Source organism: Longimicrobiales bacterium (genome assembly GCA_029245345.1).
Lineage (GTDB): Bacteria > Gemmatimonadota > Gemmatimonadetes > Longimicrobiales > Gaopeijiaceae > CALFPJ01.
This window is the reverse complement of the sequence record JAQWPM010000022.1, coordinates 87,442-107,860: the sequence shown is the minus strand read 5'-3', so window position 1 is coordinate 107,860 and position 20,419 is coordinate 87,442. Positions and strand designations below refer to the sequence as shown.

At 63.0% G+C, this 20,419-nt stretch carries 15 protein-coding genes; 5 read left to right on the top strand and 10 right to left on the bottom strand.

The features are described 5' to 3' along the window. The first annotated feature begins 128 nt into the window (after nt 1–128). A complete protein-coding gene (locus tag P8L30_14670) occupies nt 129–3,281 on the top strand; it encodes a hypothetical protein (protein ID MDG2241445.1) in 3,153 nt (1,050 codons plus the stop codon). An 84-nt stretch (nt 3,282–3,365) separates the two neighbouring features. On the opposite strand, the gene P8L30_14665 is transcribed toward P8L30_14670, so the two are convergent. From P8L30_14665 to P8L30_14655, 3 genes are all read right to left on the bottom strand, one after another. Next, a complete protein-coding gene (locus P8L30_14665; protein MDG2241444.1) occupies nt 3,366–3,893 on the bottom strand; it encodes a DsrE family protein in 528 nt (175 codons plus the stop codon). Nucleotides 3,894–4,003: 110 nt separating this feature from the next. Then, the gene (locus P8L30_14660) at nt 4,004–6,736 is read right to left on the bottom strand and encodes a hypothetical protein (GenBank protein ID MDG2241443.1); all 2,733 of its coding nucleotides are present in this window, start codon (nt 6,734–6,736) and stop codon (nt 4,004–4,006) included. Nucleotides 6,737–7,076: 340 nt separating this feature from the next. After that, nucleotides 7,077–7,997 (bottom strand): hypothetical protein, encoded by a 921-nt coding sequence (locus P8L30_14655; protein ID MDG2241442.1) that lies wholly within the window; start codon nt 7,995–7,997, stop codon nt 7,077–7,079. 79 nt (nt 7,998–8,076) lie between these two features. On the opposite strand from P8L30_14655, the gene P8L30_14650 reads away from it, so the two are divergent. Further along, nucleotides 8,077–8,865 (top strand): SDR family NAD(P)-dependent oxidoreductase, encoded by a 789-nt coding sequence (locus P8L30_14650; GenBank protein MDG2241441.1) that lies wholly within the window; start codon nt 8,077–8,079, stop codon nt 8,863–8,865. Between the two features lie 43 nt (nt 8,866–8,908). Here P8L30_14650 and P8L30_14645 read toward each other — a convergent pair whose 3' ends face one another. Next, nucleotides 8,909–11,800, bottom strand: coding sequence for a M14 family zinc carboxypeptidase (locus tag P8L30_14645; protein MDG2241440.1), 2,892 nt, complete (start codon nt 11,798–11,800; stop codon nt 8,909–8,911). A 177-nt stretch (nt 11,801–11,977) separates the two neighbouring features. On the opposite strand from P8L30_14645, the gene P8L30_14640 reads away from it, so the two are divergent. Continuing rightward, the gene (locus P8L30_14640) at nt 11,978–12,652 is read left to right on the top strand and encodes a class I SAM-dependent methyltransferase (GenBank protein MDG2241439.1); all 675 of its coding nucleotides are present in this window, start codon (nt 11,978–11,980) and stop codon (nt 12,650–12,652) included. Here the strand turns inward: P8L30_14640 and trxA are convergent. After that, nucleotides 12,649–13,017 carry a thioredoxin gene (gene trxA, locus P8L30_14635; protein MDG2241438.1) on the bottom strand — a complete coding sequence of 123 codons (369 nt, stop codon included), beginning with the start codon at nt 13,015–13,017 and terminating at the stop codon, nt 12,649–12,651. The two genes, P8L30_14640 and trxA, sit on opposite strands and share 4 nt — an antisense overlap. Before the next feature lie 96 nt (nt 13,018–13,113). Then, the gene (locus tag P8L30_14630; GenBank protein ID MDG2241437.1) at nt 13,114–14,142 is read right to left on the bottom strand and encodes an acetamidase/formamidase family protein; all 1,029 of its coding nucleotides are present in this window, start codon (nt 14,140–14,142) and stop codon (nt 13,114–13,116) included. 199 nt (nt 14,143–14,341) lie between these two features. Here P8L30_14630 and P8L30_14625 point away from each other — a divergent pair, with 199 nt between their 5' ends. After that, nucleotides 14,342–14,773: a hypothetical protein gene (locus P8L30_14625; protein ID MDG2241436.1), complete on the top strand. Its 432-nt coding sequence runs from the start codon at nt 14,342–14,344 to the stop codon at nt 14,771–14,773. A 29-nt stretch (nt 14,774–14,802) separates the two neighbouring features. Here the strand turns inward: P8L30_14625 and P8L30_14620 are convergent, their stop codons facing one another. After that, complete coding sequence (locus tag P8L30_14620) at nt 14,803–16,053, bottom strand: isoaspartyl peptidase/L-asparaginase (GenBank protein ID MDG2241435.1); 1,251 nt, start codon at nt 16,051–16,053, stop codon at nt 14,803–14,805. A 67-nt stretch (nt 16,054–16,120) separates the two neighbouring features. On the opposite strand from P8L30_14620, the gene P8L30_14615 reads away from it, so the two are divergent. Next, a complete protein-coding gene (locus P8L30_14615; protein ID MDG2241434.1) occupies nt 16,121–17,803 on the top strand; it encodes a carboxypeptidase regulatory-like domain-containing protein in 1,683 nt (560 codons plus the stop codon). 30 nt (nt 17,804–17,833) lie between these two features. On the opposite strand, the gene P8L30_14610 is transcribed toward P8L30_14615, so the two are convergent. From P8L30_14610 to P8L30_14600, 3 genes are read right to left on the bottom strand one after another with little or no spacing between them, the layout of a single operon-like run. Further along, nucleotides 17,834–19,423 (bottom strand): amidase family protein, encoded by a 1,590-nt coding sequence (locus P8L30_14610; protein MDG2241433.1) that lies wholly within the window; start codon nt 19,421–19,423, stop codon nt 17,834–17,836. Between the two features lie 9 nt (nt 19,424–19,432). Continuing rightward, the gene (locus P8L30_14605) at nt 19,433–20,155 is read right to left on the bottom strand and encodes a uracil-DNA glycosylase (protein ID MDG2241432.1); all 723 of its coding nucleotides are present in this window, start codon (nt 20,153–20,155) and stop codon (nt 19,433–19,435) included. Further along, entirely contained in the window at nt 20,145–20,402 is a 258-nt protein-coding gene (locus P8L30_14600; GenBank protein MDG2241431.1) for a hypothetical protein, read from the bottom strand. The genes P8L30_14605 and P8L30_14600 overlap by 11 nt, the downstream gene beginning before the upstream one ends. Nucleotides 20,403–20,419: the final 17 nt, after the last annotated feature.

Genomic DNA, 20,419 nt, shown 5'->3' with positions numbered 1-20,419 from the left:
CTCTGTGCAAAGTTGTCTCAGGTAGACGAAGATGAAGCGCATCCGGCGGAATCGCTAGAGAGCGGACCCTCTTGTCTTGTCCCAACTAGAGGAGCAGACTGGCCCTCTCAACCCATCTGGAGGACCTCATGCGCCGCGCCCTTTTTCTCGGACTCACTTTCGTTCTGAGTAGTGGTCTGGATACCACATCCACATCAGCTCAGGCCGTCGACCCATCCGTCTTCTCCGACCTCGAGTACCGCATGGTCGGTCCGTATCGCGGCGGACGTTCCACCGCGGTGACCGGATTCACAGCCGACCCGGATCACTGGCTGATGGGCACGACCGGCGGCGGAATGTGGGAGTCCACTGACAACGGTGTGACCTGGGCCAATATCTCGGATGGGTTCTTTGGCGGGTCTATTGGGGCTGTGAGAGTGGCCGAATCCGACGCGAACGTGATCTACGCGGGTCAGGGATCTGTCGATGTGCGCGGCAACACGTCTCACGGTAGAGGCATGTGGAAGTCGATGGATGCGGGGCGCAGCTGGGACTTCATAGGGCTTCCGGAGGCCGGGCAGATCGGGCGCATCGAAGTGCATCCCCGTGATCACGACCTCGTCTACGTGGCCGCGCTCGGACACGCGTTCGGAAAGAACCCGGAGCGGGGAATCTTCCGCTCCCGCGATGGTGGTGAGAACTGGGAGCACGTCCTGGCGCTGAACGACTCGACGGGTGCGTCGGATCTCACCATGGACCTCACGAACCCGCGCATACTCTATGCGGGCATGTGGCGGGGCGAACGGAAGCCGTGGGCCATGATCTCGGGTGCAGAGGAGGGCGGTGTCTACAAATCCACCGACGGTGGAGACACATGGGACAAGCTCGCTGGCGGGTTGCCCGAGGGCGTGGTGGGGAAGGTCGGAGTGACGGTCTCGCCGGCGATGCCGGATCGGGTATGGGCCATCATCGAAGCCGAACCCGATGGCGGTGTGTACCGCTCGGACGACGCCGGTGCGAGTTGGACGCGTACCAATTCGGACAACAACCTCCGGCAACGTGCCTGGTACTACACACACGTGCAGGCGGACCCCAAGGACCCCAACACGGTCTACGCTCTGAACACGAGCCTGTACCGGTCTGTTGATGCGGGCACGACGTGGGAGGTCATCAATGTCCCCCACGGGGACGTCCACGATCTGTGGATCCACCCCAATGATCCGGACCGCATGGTCGTGGCCGATGACGGAGGTGGCCAGGTGACGGTGAACGGCGGCACAAGTTGGTCGACCTATTTCAACCAGGCGACGGCCGAACTGTACGATGTGGTGGTCGACAACGCTTTTCCCTACCGGCTTTACGGCGCTCAGCAGGACAATACGACGATTTCGGTGCCAGGTTGGTCGGACACCAATACGCTCTACCCGAAGCAACATTGGCTCAACGTCGGGGGCTGTGAGACGGGCCCGGTGGCGATGGATCCGGACCGTCCTAGCGTCGTTTATGCGGGTTGTTACGGCGGGGTTATGGACCGCTATGACCTCGAGTCTGGGCAGCGTCGCAACATCATGATCTATCCACAGCTCCAGCTCGGTATGGCGACGCGGGATCTCACCCACCGCTTCCAGTGGGTGTCGCCCATGGTGGTCAGCCAGCACGACGCCACGACGATCTACCATGGTTCCCAGTACGTGAACCGATCGCGCGACGAAGGACTCACCTGGGAGACGATCAGCCCGGATCTCACGACGAACACTCCAGAGCATCAGGATCAATCCGGTGGGCCGATCAATGCAGACGTCACGGGCGTCGAGATCTACAACGTGGTGTTCTCGCTCGCTGAGTCGCCATTCGATGCTGACGAAGTCTGGGCCGGCAGCGACGATGGCCGCCTCCACGTCACCCGGGACGCCGGAGCCACGTGGACGGAGATCACACCGCCCGGAATGCCGCAGTACGGCACGGTGGATGAGATCGACCTCTCCGTGCACGCACCGGGCCGGGCTTACGTGGCTGTGCAGCGCTACCGGCTCGACGACTTCGCTCCGTACATCTTCCGTACGGACGACTACGGCTCGTCGTGGTCGCTCGTCACAGACGGTATTCCTGGCGACTTCCCGGTCCGGACGGTTCGGGAAGACGCTGAGCAAGAAGATCTGCTCTTCGCGGGCACCGAGTACGGGCTCTTCGTGTCGTTCAACGGCGGTGGTGCGTGGCAGAGTTTTCAACAGAATCTGCCCATCACTCCGGTGTCGGGGATGAGGGTGGCACATAACGACCTCATTATCTCGACCCAGGGTCGATCGTTCTGGATCTTGGACGACATCAGCCCGCTGCGTGAGTTGACCGAAGCGCTGGGCGCAGAGGCGCACCTCTTTGAGCCCCGAGACGAGTACCGGCTCACGAACGTGGGCCCGACGTTCTTGGCTGAGTTGGCCCCTGAGCCCCGTCCCGCGGGCGCGCAGCTCCACTATTGGCTGGGTGAGGAGCACGAGGGTGATGTCCGGATCGACGTCGTGGACGCGCGCGGCGAGATCGCCCACACATTTGCGACCGACTCCACCACGCTTGAAGAGGTGGAAGGGCAGGAGATCTCGGCCGAGTCCGGGCTGCACCGCGTCGCATGGTCGATCTTCTACCCGCCTCCGCACCTTCCCGAGGGTGCAGTGATCTGGGGTTACTCCGGTGGCGTCGTGGCACCTCCGGGCGACTACACGGTCCGCATGACAACTGCGGCTGGAGTCCAAGAACAGACGCTCCGCCTACTCCCCGATCCGCGAATTCCAGAGGTCACGACTGCGAGTTATGCCGAACAGTTCCAGGCTGCGATGGTGGTCCGGGATTCGATCAGCTCCATAGCACGGGCGATCGACGATCTTGCCGCAATTCGCGATCAGGTGGGCGGCGTGATGGACCGTGCGGAGTCGGCTGGGCAGGGGGACGCGCTGCGGGCACCCGCGGACACGCTGGACGAAAAGACGACCGGCGTGACCGAAGACCTCATGCAAACGAAGAACCGGTCGGGTCAGGATCCGATCCGGTTCCCGCCACGGCTCGACAACCAGTGGCTGGAACTGTATGGCCGCATTACCGGGACAGACGGATACATCTCCGGCGGAGCCGAGGGTGCGCCCCATGAGGGGACAATGGAGCGGTTGGAGGACTTAACCGGCGAATGGGACGTGATTCGCACGCGGTACATCGATTTGCTCGAGAACGAACTCAGGCGATTCAACCAGATGGTTGAGCAGCTCGGCCTGCCGGCCGTCGTGCTACCCACGAGGACGCGCATCATCAGCTGACGGCGTTGTGAGCCATCATAAAAAAGAGGGGCCAGGCAGTGACTGCCTGGCCCCTCTTTCGTCCGACGAATTACCAGCCGGGTGCTACCAGGGATTTGCGTAGTAGCCGTCTTGCTGGAGCAGTACGAAGGCTGTCATTGCGGAGAGGGCCACCTGAGCGCCGTTGACCAGTCGGTCGGTCGGGATGCCGCGCGAGGCTGCCGTTTGGCCGCACAGGATCACTTCGGTACCGAACGCCATCATCTCTGACAGGAGCTCAGCGTTCGGGTTCGCCGTCCCGTGGCGCTCCCGATACGCTGCGTCATTGATGAGATCCCATCCTGCCGAGCCGTGGATGACGATGGCGGTGCGGATGTTCTCGCGCGGCACGCCGGCCTGGGCATGCATGTTGATGAAACGGGCCACGCTGTTGAAGACCACGTTGAGTTCGCCCTGATCACCCGTCGAGGCCTCGAACGCGACCTTGTACTCTCGATCCGCCGGGGTGGGGATCTCCGCATTGATGGCGAAGACGGCGCCTCCCGAGTGGATTGCGGGCCCGGCCTGGCTGGTCTGCTGGGCCGAAATGGGAATCGCGAAGACGAGAAGTGCGAAAGCTAGAAGACGTCGCATGGGATTCATGAGTTCGGGTTCGTCGATGCCGGCGCGGATAGTAGGCCGAGAATACAAAAGGGGCGACCGCATCAGCGGCCGCCCCTTCGGCGTTACTGAGGGAGTCGAGCCTACCTGCGCTCGGCCGCCCACTCGTCTTTGAGAATCCGCACCGTGCTGTCCATTTCCTGACCGTCTACGGTCAGGACGACACGGTACTCACCTGCCGGCGCTTCATTGACCTCGAAGCGAGTCCGGTCCGGACCGCCTCGGCCCCGGCCGAAACCACCGCGCCCGCCGCCCTGGCCCTGGCCACGGGCCACTTCCTGCTCGGCCTCGCTGCGCTCACGACGGCTCGTCATGTCCCACATGATCTCGTGGAAGCCTGCTTCGGTCTCACCTTCCAACTCAGCGATCATCACGGTGCTACGGTAGATGGACACCGAGACGTCGGTCGCCTCGCTGCCGAGGTAGTAACTGAGCGTCGAGCCGGAAGGCTCAGACTCACCGTCGAAGTTGGAATAGCTGCGGTTCATCCGGTCTGACGCGACGTACCGCACCTTGTCTTCTGGATCGAAGAGATGCGCCTGTGCGGTCATGTTCATCGAGTTCACCTGTGAGAGCTCGCTGACGTCCGCGATGTAAATACCGCGGCCGTGTGTGCCGACCACGAGGTCGTTCTCACGGGTGTGGATCTCGATGTCGTGGACGGGCACGGTGGGCATGTCACCCTTCATGCTCTGCCAGTTCATGCCACCGTCGAGTGACGCATGCACCTGAAGGTCCGTTCCCACGAAGAGCAGGTTCGGGTTTTCGTAGTGTTCGATGACCACGTTCACGGACGACTTGGGCAGGTTGGACGAGATGTCTGTCCATGACTCACCGAAGTTGGAGGTCTTGTAGACGTAGGCACCGAAGTCGTCGTTCCGGAGGCCGCTGAACGAGACGTAGGCCGTACCGAGTTCATGGTGTGACGCTTCAACACGGGTCACCCAGTACTCTGGGTTGTTCGGGATGTTGTCCGTAACGTCGGCCCAGTTGTCACCGCCGTCCTGTGTGACCTGAACGTTACCGTCGTCCGTTCCGGCCCAAATGAGTCCTGCTTTCAAGATGGACTCGTCAATCGTCGTGATCGTGCCGTACTGGATGTTGCCGTCGCCGCCCTTACCGGTGGTAAGGGTGGCCGGGTCGTTCTTGGACAGGTCAGGGCTGATGACTTCCCACGTCTCACCACGGAATGGCGAACGCATGAGCTTGTTCCCCGCATGGAAGACCACATCGCAGTTGTGTGGGGAGACCATGATGGGCGCCATCCAGTTGTAGCGCATGTCGGCGTCCTGATGACGGATGCCCTTCGACTCACCGGTTTCGAGGTCGAGACGGGAAATCGGTCCGAACTGCGACTCGTTGTAGAGGAAACGGCCCTCACACCAGTCGAATTCGTTGAACATCCCGTCACCACCACCCACGCGGCTCCAGTCCTCGAGCCGCACCGGGCCACCAGCGGGGTTCGTGTTGTACGCCATGGCCGACCCGTTGTCCTGCAGGCCGCCCGCGACGCGGTAGGGATACGAGTTGTCGATCCCGATCGCGTAGAACTGAGCCAAGGACTGGAAGTCCGGGTGGTACCAGTTCTCACCGGCGTCGTAGGTGACGCCCATGCCGTGGTCGTAGCCGAGGATCATGTGGCGGGAGTCGTTCGGGTTGATCCACAGCGCGTGGTCGTCCCCACCGAATCCCAGTGGCCGACGGTCCCACGTTGCTCCGCCATCCGACGTGCCCCATGAGGCGGCTGACAGCACGTGAACTTTTTCAGGATCGTTCGGGTCCACGATGATCTGGCCGTAGTAGTAGGCTGGCCCACCGCCGACGTTGGCGCCTTCCTCAGAAGCGCGTTCCCACGTCAGTCCCGCGTCGTTCGAACGGTAGACCTCACCGCCGATCATGCCGCGTGACGACTCGTGGTTGAGGAGTTCCTGGCGACGGTCCTCGTCCGACATGTCCGCCTTGTTGGCGTTCTCGATGGTCGCGTACAGGATGTTCGGGTCCTTGTCGTACACATCGATGCCGATGCGGCCGAGCATGCCTTCGGGCAGCCCCGCGCCGATCTGGATCCAGTTGTCGCCACCGTCTGTGGTCTTGTAGACGCGTGAACCCGGGCCAGCTAGGTCGAACGTGTATGGCAAGCGCACCTTGTCGTAGGTCGCGGCGTACAGTGTGTTCGGGTCCGCAGGGCTCATTACGACGTCGACCACACCAATGGTGCGGCCCTCGACCTCAGGTGCGAGAACCTGGTCCCAAGAGCGACCACCGTTGGTCGTCTTGTAGAGACCTCGCTCGTCGTTTTCGGAGTAGAGCTTCCCGAGTGCGGCTGCGTACACGACATCCGGGTTCGTGGGGTGTACGACGATCCGCCCAAAATGGTGCGACTCAGGCAGGCCCACGTTGGTCCATGTGTCACCGTAGTCCGTCGACTTGTACATCCCGTTGCCCCAGTAGCTGGAGCGTGAGTTGTTGCCCTCGCCCGATCCCAGGTAGAGAACGTTCGAGTTCGTCTGGGAGACCGCGATGGCTCCAATGGAGAAGACATCGGCTTGGTCCGCGAAGAGGACGTCGAAGCTGATGCCTCGGTTGTTCGTCCTCCACAGGCCGCCCGACGCGGTCGCGATATAGAAGGTGTGCGGGTCGTCCGCTGGGACCGCGATGTCGACGAACCGTCCACTTTGGCGGGTCGGGCCGATCTCGCGGTATTCGGTCGCGGCGATGATCGCGTCACCCATGTTCTGCGCTTCGAGCGCGGGGGTGGCGGGGATCGAAACGGCCACGAGCGCCCCAAGGGCTAGGGCGTGGCGAAGGTGTCTCATGTGTCTAACTCCGTGTTCAGCGTGCTGAGCTGGAAAAGGCGGTCTGTCCGCCCAAAGTCGGTACTGTGTCGGTACTGGAGAGGACAGCAGGCTAGGCACGGGTGTTGAGGTGGGCAAGCCGGGCTGTGGACCGAGTACATCGCTCATGTTGCGGGCGATGCAGAGCCGACGATTCGCATCCAGGGTGCGTTGGCCCCTCGGTATGCCGCTACCGACCGAACAGATCAAGCTGAATTGCTGTACCGAGCAGTTCTCCGTCCCCCTAATGGACCTCGAAGACTCGCGCGTCCGGGAGGGAGCGCGATGCCCCGCGTCGCCCGGACCTGGGCGCAGGACGTTGTTACTGAAGCGCGGGATTTTCTGAGGGGACGCTGGGACTCAGTACACTTTCGAGCGTGGCGATGAGCCGGGAGCGTAGTGCCTCGGCGCGCGCTGCAAAGGCTCGCTGGCGCGATTGGTACTCGCTGCGCCCTTCAGGGGTCTCTACCCGCACCGGCTCGAAGCCGAGGCTGCTCAGGTCGTAGGGAGTGGCCTGCATATCGAGCACCCGCAGCTCCGTCGCGAGTTCGAAGCTGTCCCAGAGGAGGTCGCTTCCGATCCACGGCATGGATGCGTAAGCCCATCGATAGAGATCCATGTTGGCATGGATGCAGCCAGGCTGTTCCATCTCGTGACGGGTCTTCCACTCTAGATCGATGTGGTTGAGCGGCTTCGCTTCCGGCGCGAAGAAGCGGAATGCGTCGAAATGGCTGCACGCTACCGGCCGACTCTCTACGAAGGCATCCACTTCCTTTTGCGGAAGCCTGAGTGGCGCGATCTCGGCGTGCCGGATGTCGTGGCCCCGGTACACCATGGCCCACTCGTGCACCCCGAAGCAGCCAAAGTTCGGTGGCTTTTCTTGAGTTGCTTCGAGCACATGGAGGTTCTCGCGTAGCGCCTCCATCTGTACCTCGGTCAGAGCGCTCGGGTCACGTCGGATGGCGCCGTCGTCGGTCTGGTAAGCGGGGGCACGGAAGAGTTCTCTGGCTTCGGGAGAATCTGCGACCGCTTCGTGTGCATTCGGATGCCATGCCTCGAGTTTCGCTGCCGAGTACATGTAGTACTGGAAGAGGAAGTCGTAGACCGGGTGTTTCTCCCGACGAGACCGCCGCTCTTTGTGCGGCCCGGTCCAAACGCGGACTCGAGCGCGATGCGCACGGGCGCGTGCGATCCAGGTCGGGGCCGTCAGCACAGCCGGTTCAGTAAGGTGGACATCGTGCATGCCACACGCTCGGCGGTTTGTAGGGGGGTGTCCAGGGGGTTACGCTGGCACGCACCCGCAACAGAACTTGGAGTCGCCGTTGATCTCGTTAGCCGGAAAGACCGCCATCGTAACCGGAGCCGCCCGCGGCATTGGTGAGGCATGCGCCCGCGCGTTCGCCGGACACGGCGCGCGTGTCGTCATGTCCGATATCCTAGAGGACAGGTGTACCGAGGCGGCCGCCTCCATCAGTCGAGACACGGGCGTGGAGACGCATGTCGTTCGTGCCGATGTGAGCGAGGAAGCCGACTGCGAGGCTCTGCTGGCCGCTTGCATCGATCAGTTCGGACAGTGCGACATCCTCCTGAACAATGCCGGTATCATCGCGGCGGGTTCGATTCTGAACGCCTCGACCGAAGACTTCGACCGGGTTCTGGCCGTGAATCTCCGTGGGCCGTTTCTCCTGAGTCGGGCGGTCGCCAACCACATGGTGGAACGAGGCATCAAGGGCACGATCATCAACATGTCGTCCACCAACGCCGTCGTGACGATCCCTGATCAGCTCCCCTATGCCACATCCAAGGGCGGCGTCCAGCAGCTGACCAAGGTGATGGCCATGGAGTTGGCGGCACACGACATCCGCGTGAATGCCATCGGTCCAGGCTCGATCTCCACGGACATGCTCAACACCGTTATGGAGGACGATGAAGCCCGGCAGAGGATTCTGTCCCGCACACCGCTGGGCAGGGCAGGGGATCCCGCAGAGGTCGCCTCTGTCGCGGTCTTCTTGGCGAGCGACTACGCCTCGTACATGACCGGCCAGACGATCTATCCGGATGGCGGACGGCTCTCGCTCAACTACACGGTGCCGCTGCGCGAAGACGACTGAGGGCGGCCCCGCTCTTCGGGAACCGCCCCCTCACGATCACACCCTAGTGGCTGCCGTCTTCCGAGATCGGCGTCGTTCGTTCCGTCCCGTCTGCGTCCAAGTCGTTCCAGTTCAGGATCGCGTTGAAGCCCAGGAAGAACGTCCCCTGAGTCTGCCAACGCCAGAACGGGCGGATCGCGAAGCTGACCACGTGTCCGTCGCCGATTTTCGAGTCGACGACCTGAGGCGTTCCGGCGATCCCTTCGGCGCCGGCGAGCGCACCGGAGAGAAGGATCTGATCCGGGTCGCTCGGGAAGCGCATGATGACGCGATTATTGGCCGAGCCCGCGCCGCCACCGCCGCGTCCGAAGCCGCCGAAGCCGCCCCGTCCACCACCACCCGTAGCACGGCCAGCAGCCTGCTCCGGATCGTCGATGTCAGACAGCCGCGGGCGTGAAGCCATCGGGTTGATCCCCTGCCACGGATTCGAGAAGCCTCCTGCAGCGCTCCCGAAGACCAAGTCACCCTTGAAGTAGACCGGCAGCTGTTCGTCGTCGTACCCGTAGGCGATCGGACTGGTCATGTCCGCGAACAGGCCGCGATGTACCGAACCTGGCGTCACGAGCCCTTCCGGCCGCGTCAGGTTCAGCCCAGGTGCGACGCCGAACTCCGGCATGATCGTCGCCGTGGATCCCTCGACGAGAAGAAGTCCGCCTTCCTGGACGAAGTTCGCGAGCTCAACGAGACCTTCCCATCCCATCCCGCCTCGGATGTCGTCGGACTCATCGATTCCGCCCAGGTGTGGCGTGTCCGCCGAGCGCCGGTACGGAAGCGGCATATCACCGTTGGTGGACATGCCGTCCAAGTGTGACTGCGCACTCCCGCCGACGTGCGGATATACGATCACGTCGAAGCGCTCACGGAGGTTGCCTTCGGCCACGAGCTTGTCCGCGAAGTACTCGTACGGAATGCCGTAGTAGTCGAGCGCGCCGCGTACCCATCCCTCGTCCTGCGTGCGCCGCCAGGCGTGCATGTACCCGATGCGCGGTACGTCCAGTTCGTGCATGAGGACTTCAGGCATGTCGTTCGTGCCGTACCCGGAGAGTCCGAGATCCGCGAGCGAAGCTTCAAGCGCGTCGCGGTCCGCGTTGGGGATGATGAATGTGCCCGCTCGGAACGTGCGTCCGTCCATTTCGAAGTCCGCCTCGGCCGCGTGCATTTCGATGCCCGCATGCTCGAACCGGAACTTCATGAGGTTGTTGTCGGTCGTGTGCTCGACCACGACGATGTCGCCACCACCCGAGATTCCACCGGGTGCGCGAACGGAATCCGTGAGCAGCGTCATGTCCTCGTCCAGGACGGCGACGTCACCAATGGCTTCCAAGTCGATGTTGCGCATGAACTGGAAGGTCCAACCCGTGTCGTCGTACGGGCGCGGGTTCTCCAGTGAGAACTGCTGCAGAGAGAGGTACATGTCCGCAAGCGTGCGGTACGGCTGGTCCGCGCGGATGACGTAGTCGCCTGCCGAGACCTCCATCTCGCCGACTTCGAACGAATCGTCGGCTCGGTGGATCTCAAGGCCCTGACGCATGAGCTCGTTCACGGCGTCTGCCGCGTCTGCCTTCCGGCGCTGATCCGCAGGAATCACCCACGCATTCACTTCGCCGTCGATGCCCTTCTGGACCGAGCGCTTGTTCTTCACCCAGTAGTTGTCGAGGAACATCTCGCGGTTTTCGGCCATCATCTTCAGCGAGAAGAGCACTGCGGACTGCTGGATGTTCGTGTTGTTCCGCGGGCCCCATTGGATCTCGTTGAGCGGGGGGTTCGGACGGAACCACTCGCGGCTCATGTTCGTGCGCAGCGTGCGGATCTGCGGGCCGTAACTGGCGACCTCGTAGAACCGTCCGATCGAGTTGTGACCGTGTGCGATGGTGAACATGTAGTTCGGCGTCCAGCCATCGTAGAAGCCGTACGTCCATACGCCCGGCACGCCACGCTTGGTGAGCTGGAGCACGTCGTTCTCGGCGAGCATCCACCATTCGGTGATCGTGATGGCGTCGAAGGCCTCGTTGTACGGACCCGTTCCAGTCGAGGAGTACAGGTAGTTGGCGGCCTCGTGCAGGTCATGCATGACGGTCGGCGTCCACTCGAGCTGCACAGTGTTCACGTGCTTTGTGAGCGCGAGCATCTGACCCATCGCATCACGGTTGTTGTCGTGAGCGACGTATTTGCCCCAGTACATGAGCGGGAGCTGAACTTCACCCGTTGGTCGGTCGTTATTGACCTTCCATGTGTCGATCATCTTCTCTCGACCATCGACTTCGATGACCGGCGTGATGAAGGTGATCATGTTGTCCCGGATGTCCTGGATGAACTCGGTCTCCTGAACGACCAGGCGGTAGGCGAGTTCTTGGAGCATCTCGGGTCCGCCGCGCTCACCGGAGTGCATGCCGCTTGTGAGCCAGTAGATCGGCTTGGCGAGTCCGCCCTTGATGAGTTCGTCGGCCCGCTCGTCAGACGTGATGCGGGGGTCCATCAACTCGTTTAGGTAGCCCTTGTAGGTCTCGAGGTTCGCGATCGTCTCCTCGTCACCGACGGCCATGAGGATCATCTCACGACCCTCTTCGGACAGTCCCATCGACATGACGGTCGCACGGGGCGATGCGTCTGCGATGGCACGGAGGTACGCGTGAATGTCCGAGGCGTACGTGAGCTCGTCCGGCGTACCGATGATGCGCCCATGGAAGTCGAGCGGGGTCGGAACCGTCTCCGATGCTGGAAGGTGGTCGACGAGCTCGGTGATGATCCGGTCGTCCTGGGTGTGCTCCAGGATGAGCGCCGTGTATTCCTCGTCGATCGCCTGGCCTTCCCGCGTCGCTTGAGCGGAGACGAACGATGGTGCTGCGACGAGGAGGGCGGCGAGCGCCCATCCGATTCGGTTGATGCTTCGGGACATGAAACCCCCTGTGCCTCTTTAGTGGCAAAGCCGAGGGTGGCTCGACTTCGACGCGATACAGGTGCTGGCGGATGCCTGCGCCCTCATGTGGTCTAGGTGTGCCTACTTAGACCCGCAAGGGAGCCGAGATGCTGGGGATCGGTTGACGGCTGGGCAGATCCTTTGGAGTGTCAGCGCATGAGCCATTCTGTAAGCAGTCACTTACGACTCGACATCGACGAGTACGACGCCACGATTCGGCGCTTCATTCCCGGCTATGAAGAGATGCTGACTGTCGCTGCTCGTGAGGTGACATCTGTCGACCCGGGCCTGGTCCTGGACTTGGGTGCGGGAACGGGGGCGCTGTCTGCGGCGATCCTGAGAGGGAGCGCTGTCCGCTCGATCGAGCTTCTGGACGTGGACCTCGAGATGCTCGAGCAGGCGCGCACGCGGCTCCTGCCATTCAAGTGGCGGCCGCGGTTCCGAGAGCGCTCATTCCTCGATGACTTACCGTCGTGCGATGCGGTCTCGGCTTCGCTGGCCCTTCATCATGTGCCGACCATAGAGGAAAAGCAGGCACTCTTCGGGCGCATCCATGCCGCGCTGTGGGGCGGCGGTGTTTTCGTGAACGCAGACGCCACCATGTCCGCCGATCCTGCTGTCAGAGATGCGACGTACGAAGCCTGGGCCGAGCATATGGCCACCTCCGGCATCGACCGGAAAGAGGCGTTCGCTCACTTCGCCCAGTGGGCCGAAGAGGACACGTACTTCCCCCTCGAGGTCGAATTGGAGGCGATGCGGGCTGTGGGCTTCCAAGCCGAATGCGTTTGGGAGAACGGGCCCATAAAGGTCGTCGTGGGGCGGAAGGCCTAGGCCGTCGCCTCGCCCAAGAGCGTGTTGAGTTCTCGGTCCAAGACCTTCTTCGGCACCAATCCGGCGAACTGGAAGAGCGGCTCTCCGTCCTTGAAGAAGATTAGGGTCGGGATCGATCGGATCTCGAATTGTAAAGCTGTCTCCTGCGCGAGGTCCGTGTTCACCTTCACGACCCGAACACCTCGCCCTGCGAATTCGATGGCGATGTCGTTCAGGATGGGAGCCATCATGCGGCACGGGCCGCACCACGGAGCCCAGAAGTCGACGACGGTGATGCCGTCGCCGTTCAAGACCTCTTCTTGAAAATCGTCGTCCCCGATGTCATCGATGGGAGCTTCGACCTTGGGCTTCTTTTTGAAGAACACAGCTACCTCTCGTGCAGGGTATGACTCTGCTGAACCCGCAGGGGTGCCTCATCGCTTCGCGGGTGGCCGCCCGGCTGTTACAGAGAGAATGCGCGGTCAGCGCTCTCTGTTCGACTCCGGCAGGTGTTTCTTCGGGAACTTAGCCACCACCGTGTAGATCGGGTCGACAATGTTGGCGACCGTGCTCTCGCCTAACTGCCCGACGAGCATATAGGCGTCCCATTTTCCGAAGCCGTATTCGTCCACGAGCCACTCGACGAGCTCGACGTGCGCCAGCCGGAACGCGTCGATCAGCGGACGCGCGCTACCGGCGACCATGATGTAGTCGTCGTCTTCGAGTCGGGGCCATGCGATGGTCTCGCCCTTGATGAGACTGATGCGGAACGCCACGTCCATCGAAGTCTCGAGTCCGGTGCCGTTCACCTCACCTTCGCCCTGGGCGGCGTGACCATCTCCGAAGTAGAAGTAGGCTCCGTCGTTCCATACGGGCAGATAGACCGTCGTGCCCTCCCGGATCTCGGGTGCGTCCATGTTGCCGCCGAAGTTGCCCGGCCAGAGGCCTGCGAAGGCTTCACCGTTGGCCGGAGCTACGGAGACTCGGCCGAGCATTGGCTTTAGGTCGATGGTGATGCTGCTCATTTCGGAATCGGGCAGGTCCACCGTGCCGGTCATGGCCTCTGTATCTAGGGCCCATTCGTACCGGCGCGCCTCGATGGGGTCGTTGAGGAAGCGTGAGCGGCTGTCCGTGGCGAGCCCGCCGAAGTCGGGGTACAACTGGGCCCCGGCCAAGTTGTGGTTCGGCTGCACCTTCAGGACTTCAACGACCAGGATGTCATTCGTGGTGGCGCCTTCGATCCAGAATGGTCCGACCTCGCCCGGGAAGGGGCCGCCTCCGGGCTCGTAGTAGTCGCTGTGGTTCGTGCGTGAGATCAGAACCGTGCCAGGGCGGATCGTCGCGACCGGGTCACGCACGTCGACCGTTGGATATCCGATGGTCGGCTCGAAGTGGAGCGTGTCTTGGGCAGCGACTTCGACCGGCGCCGCGGCCGAGATGCCGATGGCCAACGTGACCACGGCCACTGTGAGCGACAGGCGAGTCACGAGCCTGGTGATTGGGGTCCTCAAAACGGCCTCCCGGCAGAGTTACAGTGCGTCGGGCAATGTGCGGGGCCGAGCCCGCTGTCGCGAGTCCGACGGGAAACTGCGGCCGCCAGGCGTATCCAAAGCTTGTGGCGAGGCGAGGCAGGGAGGTTAGGCGGAGTACACCCAGGAAACGCCCAGGCTCATCGATATCTCTGTCGCCGCCGGCTCAATCGCGAGCGGCTTGAGTTTCCTGGCGCTGCCTGCCAACGGAATTCTCATCGCGCTGGCCTTGGCAGAGCTGGTGGCAAGGCGCGTCACAGCGCTCTCTCCGGCCGCGCCGACTCCGCAACAAGTGATCAATGTCGCCGCTTCGATGAGGCCGGCACTTCACCTCTTGGGTTGCACTGGGGCGCCCGTCATACCGAGGGGTCGAGGGAAGCCCAAGACTCCGCCCTTCGGGAACCCAGCCATGGTCTTTGCTGGGCACATCGTGCTGCGTCAGGTGGGAGCTGAGGCGGACATCCTCGACGCACTCGAGTCGGGCATGAAGCGGATTGAGCCCGTTTCGGACCGAACCGCCTTTCTCGTTGAAATGGGCCGCCGCATCGGGCCGTCGCACAAGCGGACCAAGGAGAAGACCAGGCCCAAGGCGAAGGCGAAACGCTCTACCTAGACCAGTCCGAAGTGTCTGACTTCGAACGGCTAGTCGCGCTGCGGTCCTTCGAGTAGGCCCTCTAGGGGTTCCTCACGCGCGCCGTTCTCGTCGCAAACGGCGAACATCGACTCACCCTGACCATACATAGCCACTCCGGCGTACTCACCGGCTTTGTTCAGCACGAAGAAGCGTACATCGAAGTTCGGCAGGCCTCGTGAGTTCAGGAGACGCGACTCGATGGTATTGTCCTTGATGCGTGTGAGTGCGGCCATCCCGGCGTCCTTCGGCGACATCCCTTGGCGCATGTTCTCGACGATCAAGAACGAGGCGCAATTATAGAGGTTGGCTTCGCCTCGCCCGGTTGAGCCCGCGGCCCCCACGTCGTTGTCGACGTATTGGCCGGCACCCAGGATGGGGGAGTCACCTGCCCGGCCCGGGATCTTCCAGGACAAGCCGCTCGTCGTGGTCACGCCGCAGATGTCCCCGTTCTGATTCACACACTCCATGCTCGTTGTGCCCCAGAACGAGTTGGCGTCGATGAGGCCGTCGTCCACCATGGAGAGGCCGGCGTCTAGGCTGGCGTCGTAGAAGCGCTGGAGTCGAGCTTCGTGTTCGGGATCTCGTCGATATTCGGTCGGAGCTGATGACCGGCCTCGGCCCCGCCCGATGGTGTCAGGGTCAGTGTCTTCCCCCGCGCGGCTCATTCCGCCGATGCGTTCTTCCGGGTCCAGCCAATGGCCGGGGTCGACCCGGCGGCGCCACTCCAGCCACATGGAGCGAGAGTGCTCCGTGTTCAGATCGTCGTGGATGTCGAAACCGAGCGAGCGCGCGAACTCGCGGGCGCCCTCACCGACGATGAGGTGATGGTCCGTGAGTTCGGCGACCGCCTTCGCCACGAGCGACGGTGTCTTTACACCTTCGATCCCAGCCACACCGCCAGCCCATTTTCGTGGGCCGTGCATGAGGCAGGAGTCGAGCTGCACGTTCCCGTCTGCGTTGGGCAGACCTCCGTAGCCGATGCCGGCTTCTTCGGGGTCGAGTTCCGGGATGTTCACACCTGCAACACATGCGTCGAGGATGTCTTCACCCTCGGTGATGCCACGATATGCTCGTTCGATGGCACTCTCGGGGCCGCCGTTCTTGTATCGGATGGAAGAGACGTCGGCGACGAGAAGTGGACGGGCCCGCCGGATGTGGACGGCGGGAGCGACTCGGCTGAGTTCCGCCGAGAGCGCCGAGGGTGTCGCGGCTGCTGCGACGCCTGCGGCAGTAGTCCTTACGAAGTCACGTCTGTCCATGAGATACTCTGTGCTCAGTGTGGCGTATGTTGAATGCGTCACCATAGCACGCTCAGCCAGGTCTGGCATGACACCACGCGGATCCGCATCAACTACCACATGGCAGGGGGCACTCGTCGTGTTCCTGGGCCTCACCGTTGCTCTGACCCCGGGCGGAGTCGCGGGCCAGGGGGTGACGGGGGTGGTCGTCGAGGCCCAGAGTTCGGCTCCACTACCAGGTGTTCTGGTTACGGTCGAGAGTGAGGCGGGGACTCGCGTGGGGGCAGTGCTGTCGGACGCGTCCGGGAGGTTCGTCGTTGAGGTGCCTCGGGCTGGACGCTTCAGGGCTGTCGCAGCCCGAATCGGACTTGCCACGACGACGACTGAGGTGTTCGAGGTCCCGGCGGGCGATGTGCACTTCGTGAGAGTCACGATGGCGGACAACGCGGTGGAGCTTGAAGGCCTCGTGGTAGACACGCGAGTCCAAGGGTGCCGGATCGATCCGGCGGAGGCGTTACAGATCCAGCGCTGGTGGGACGAGATTCGGAAGGCGCTCGAGGTCAGCTCTGTCGTGCAAAAGGACCAGTTGGCGCGCTTCAGAATTCAGAAGTATGAGCGCGAATGGTCCGCGGGCCTCAAATCACTGTCGGGTGAGCGCACCGAGTTACAGATCGGGTTCGCCACGCGCCCGTTCGTTTCGGCTTCTGCGGAATTCCTGACTGAAGGTGGATTCGTTCAGGGTGCGGAGGGTGATCGGGCCTACTACGCGCCCGATGCCGACGTACTCTTGGCCGATGTGTTCCTCGCTCAGCACTGTTTCTCCATCGTGGATCACGACGAGGATCGGGACTTGATCGGGTTGCACTTCGAGCCCACTCGGACGCGCCGTGTCCCTGACGTGCTCGGCACGTTGTGGGTGGACTCGACCACTGCCGAACTCCAGAGCCTCGAGTACCGCTATGCGAACATCGACTGGTTGCCCGCGAACGAGTCGGGCGGAGAAGTTCGGTTCCGCTACCTGCCGTCCGGGACGTGGATCGTGTCGGACTGGTACATCCGCATGCCACAGGTCGGCGTGCGCTACGGGCCGGGCTCGGTGAGTCGATCGGAGGTGGCCGGCTACTTCGATGTCGGCGGTCGGGTGAGGCAAATCGCGACGAACGCGGGAGCAGGCGACGGAGCAACGGGATCGGCGGAGATCAGAGGAACGGTCTTCGACAGTATCCGGGGCCGACCGCTGGCTGGAGCGCGCGTTGCCGTACTGGGGACACGCTTCTCGGCGGATTCGGATGTTGATGGCGCTTTTGAGATTAGTGGGCTGCCGGCCGGTGAGTATCAGGTCTCGTTCTTCCATGCCGACCTGTCACTCTGGGGAGTGGCGTCGCCGTTCATCAAGGTTGCCCTGGAAGACGCCGACAGGGCGGACGTCCTCCTGGCCGTTCCACGCTTCAGGAGTGTGGCGGCCGGTATGTGCCCGAGTGAAGGCGACGTGCGGGCCGTACTAACGGGTCGGGTCGTCGACCCAGACGGCGAGGTCGTGGAGGCCGTGACCGTCACGGCGAAGTGGGAGGCCGCCAGGTCCGGCGGCATGACCGACACCTTCACGCGCGAGTTCAGGACCGGCTCCGACGGGCGCTACTTGGTGTGCGGAGCGCCCGCCGAGGCGCGTATTGAGTTGAGCGTGGACGGCACCGCGAGGTCCGCGCGAGATGTCGAGATCGTGCTCCCGACAGGCGAGATCACCTACCGCGAGCTCAGGGCTCGGCGGTAACACGCGTCTCTGTGGTTGGCATTGGACCGACTACCGACCCAGTGCGGGGGCCGTTGCCGGTGGCCTCCGGTGCTGCGTGCGCTGCTCATAGGCGTAGGCGATCCGGATAAGGATCGGTTCCGACCAGGCGTCGCCGAGCACCTGGAGGCCGGCGGGTAGCGTCGCGTCCCGCACGAAGCCCATGGGCACGGTGAGCGCGGGGAAGCCTGTTGGGGGTGCTGGATACTGACTGTTGTCCCCAGCCGGGGTGGTCATGTCTCCAACGAGCCGGGGCGGGTTGCTCCAGCTGGGATAGATGATGGCGTCGACGCTATACTCGGCCATCGCAGCTCTGAGGCCGACCCGGAATCGCTCTTCTTGGGCACGGCCGCGGATGCACTGCTCGTTCGTATCCGGCGTTCCCTCGAAGGTGAGGAAGCGACGCACGGTTGGCATGACGGTCCGGTAAACTTTGCCGCCGTCCGCGATTTCTTGAAGCGTACGCACGGGCGGATTCGGGATATCTGCCAGATAGTTCTCGATGTCATAGCGGAAGCGGGAGCATCCAGTGCCTTCGCGCAGCTCGTCGAGGTCTTCGATGTGGAAGTCCTCGACTACGGTAGCGCCGAGCGCGCGCAGATCGTCAAAGGACTCCATGAAGCGCAGCAGGATCTCCGGGTGCGCGCTCGCCTTGTACGCGATCTGTCCGACCACGCCGATGCGAAGACCGGTCAGGTCGTCCTCGAGGAAGTCCATGTACGATTCAGCGCGGCGCGCATCCGCCTCTGCGGTCACGGCGTCGTTCGGGTCGGTCCCCACGATGACGTCGAAGACACGAACGGCGTCCTCGACGGTGCGGGCCATAGGGCCGCCAATGTCACGGTGGGCGAACAACGGTATGATTCCGTCGCGGCTCGTGAGTCCCTGCGTAGACCGGATGCCCACGAGTCCGTTGTGGCTGGACGGTCCTCGGATGGAGTTGCCAGTGTCGGTGCCGAGCCCGATCAGGCCGAGGTTGGCCGTCACAGCGGCAGCGGTGCCGCCGCTGGAGCCCGCAGTCACACGATTGAGGGCATAAGGGTTGAAGGTCCAACCAGGAAGCATCGACCCAACCGTCTCCAGCGCGGTGAACGCGAACTCGGCCAGATTCGACTTGGCGAGGATGATTGCCCCAGCCTCGCGGATCTTCCTGACCTGGTACGCGTCGTCCGCGGCCATGGAGCCTTCGAGCGAGGCGGAACCGCCCGTCGTGGGCATGTCGTGTGTGTCGTAGTTGTCCTTCACGATGAACGGGATGCCGTGAAGCGCTCCCGTCAGTGACCCGGTGCTGCGCAGCGACTCGTCCAGCTCATCTGCGCGTTCGAGCACACGCGGATTGATGAGGATGATGGAGTTGAACGTCGGGCCGTTTCTGTCGTACGCATCAATCCGATCCAGATACGCCTGGGTCAGTTCGCGAGCGGTCAGCGTTCCCGAGAGCATCGCCTGGTGTGCCTGGGCGATCGTGAGTTCGATGAGTTCGACGCCCCCGACATTCTGTGCGGCGGTGTGGATGGGGGCGACGCCGATTCCGGTGGAGGCCGCCAGCGCGACCCCAAGGAGCATTTTCTTCATGATGCTAAAGTAGAGCGGCACCTCCATCGCTGCGAACTAAGGCCGCCGTCCCGTGAGTGCTCGGGCCCTTTGCCAGATCCCGTCGAACATCGGCTCGGTCAGTTTTCCGGTGAACGTGTTCTGTTGGCTCGGGTGATACGACGCGATAAGGGTCAGTGCCCCGAGGTCGACTTCCACACCGTGGCCGAAGCGTGGCCGGGGCTTCGGCACGTCCAAGCCTCGGTCTCCAAGCACCTTCAGCGCCTGGATGTAGGAGAAGCTGCCCAGCACGACGACCACCCGGAGTTGAGCGAGCAGGTTGAGCTCCTCGTCCAGCCAGGGCCGGCACGCGTCTCGTTCCTGTACGGTCGGTTTGTTGGCAGGGGGTGCACAGCGGACCGCGGCAGACACGAAGACGTCCTGGAGCTCGAGGCCGTCGTCGACGGCTGTTGCGCGGGGTTGGTTGGCGAATCCGGCCCGATGAAGTGCTCCGTACAACCAGTCGCCAGATCTGTCGCCGGTGAACATCCTCCCGGTGCGGTTGGCGCCGTGGGCGGCGGGCGCGAGCCCGACAACGAGCACTCGGGCGTTGGGGTCACCGAATGACGGTACGGGGCGGCCCCAATACTCGTCGTCTCTGAACGAGGCGCGCTTCTCCACCGCCACCTGTTCGCGCCATTCGACGAGGCGGGAGCAAAGGTGGCACTGTGTGATGCGCGCCTGGAGCGCGTCCATGGAGCGCGCGGTCATGCGGTCGGGATGGCTGGCCTCAGAGGACATTGGTGACCGTGATGCTTTGCTCAAGCGTGGCGCTCAGTTCCGTGGCGGGAACTGCGTCTGAGACGAAAGTGGTTGTGGCCTCCGCCGGGGATTCGGTCGGCCAAGCAGACCCCGTGAACCACGTGAGCCTTCTCGCCCGGTCCGACTTGATCAGGTCCAGACCGTTCGCAAGCGCGAACATGTTCAACTTCGGATCGATCCTCTCGAAGCCATTCTCACCCGCGCTTGGGTGTGCTTCCTCGGTCATCTGGTACCTCCGTCCCG

Excerpts from the sequence above, each read along its gene's own strand:
- P8L30_14670 (MDG2241445.1), top strand. The coding sequence starts at position 129 with ATGCGCCGCGCCCTTTTTCTCGGACTCACTTTCGTTCTGAGTAGTGGT.
- P8L30_14600 (MDG2241431.1), bottom strand. The coding sequence starts at position 20,402 with ATGACCGAGGAAGCACACCCAAGCGCGGGTGAGAATGGCTTCGAGAGG.
- P8L30_14660 (MDG2241443.1), bottom strand. The coding sequence starts at position 6,736 with ATGAGACACCTTCGCCACGCCCTAGCCCTTGGGGCGCTCGTGGCCGTT.
- P8L30_14645 (MDG2241440.1), bottom strand. The coding sequence starts at position 11,800 with ATGTCCCGAAGCATCAACCGAATCGGATGGGCGCTCGCCGCCCTCCTC.
- P8L30_14605 (MDG2241432.1), bottom strand. The coding sequence starts at position 20,155 with ATGTCCTCTGAGGCCAGCCATCCCGACCGCATGACCGCGCGCTCCATG.
- P8L30_14665 (MDG2241444.1), bottom strand. The coding sequence starts at position 3,893 with ATGCGACGTCTTCTAGCTTTCGCACTTCTCGTCTTCGCGATTCCCATT.
- P8L30_14620 (MDG2241435.1), bottom strand. The coding sequence starts at position 16,053 with ATGGACAGACGTGACTTCGTAAGGACTACTGCCGCAGGCGTCGCAGCA.
- P8L30_14615 (MDG2241434.1), top strand. The coding sequence starts at position 16,121 with ATGACACCACGCGGATCCGCATCAACTACCACATGGCAGGGGGCACTC.
- P8L30_14655 (MDG2241442.1), bottom strand. The coding sequence starts at position 7,997 with ATGCACGATGTCCACCTTACTGAACCGGCTGTGCTGACGGCCCCGACC.
- P8L30_14610 (MDG2241433.1), bottom strand. The coding sequence starts at position 19,423 with ATGGAGGTGCCGCTCTACTTTAGCATCATGAAGAAAATGCTCCTTGGG.
- P8L30_14640 (MDG2241439.1), top strand. The coding sequence starts at position 11,978 with ATGAGCCATTCTGTAAGCAGTCACTTACGACTCGACATCGACGAGTAC.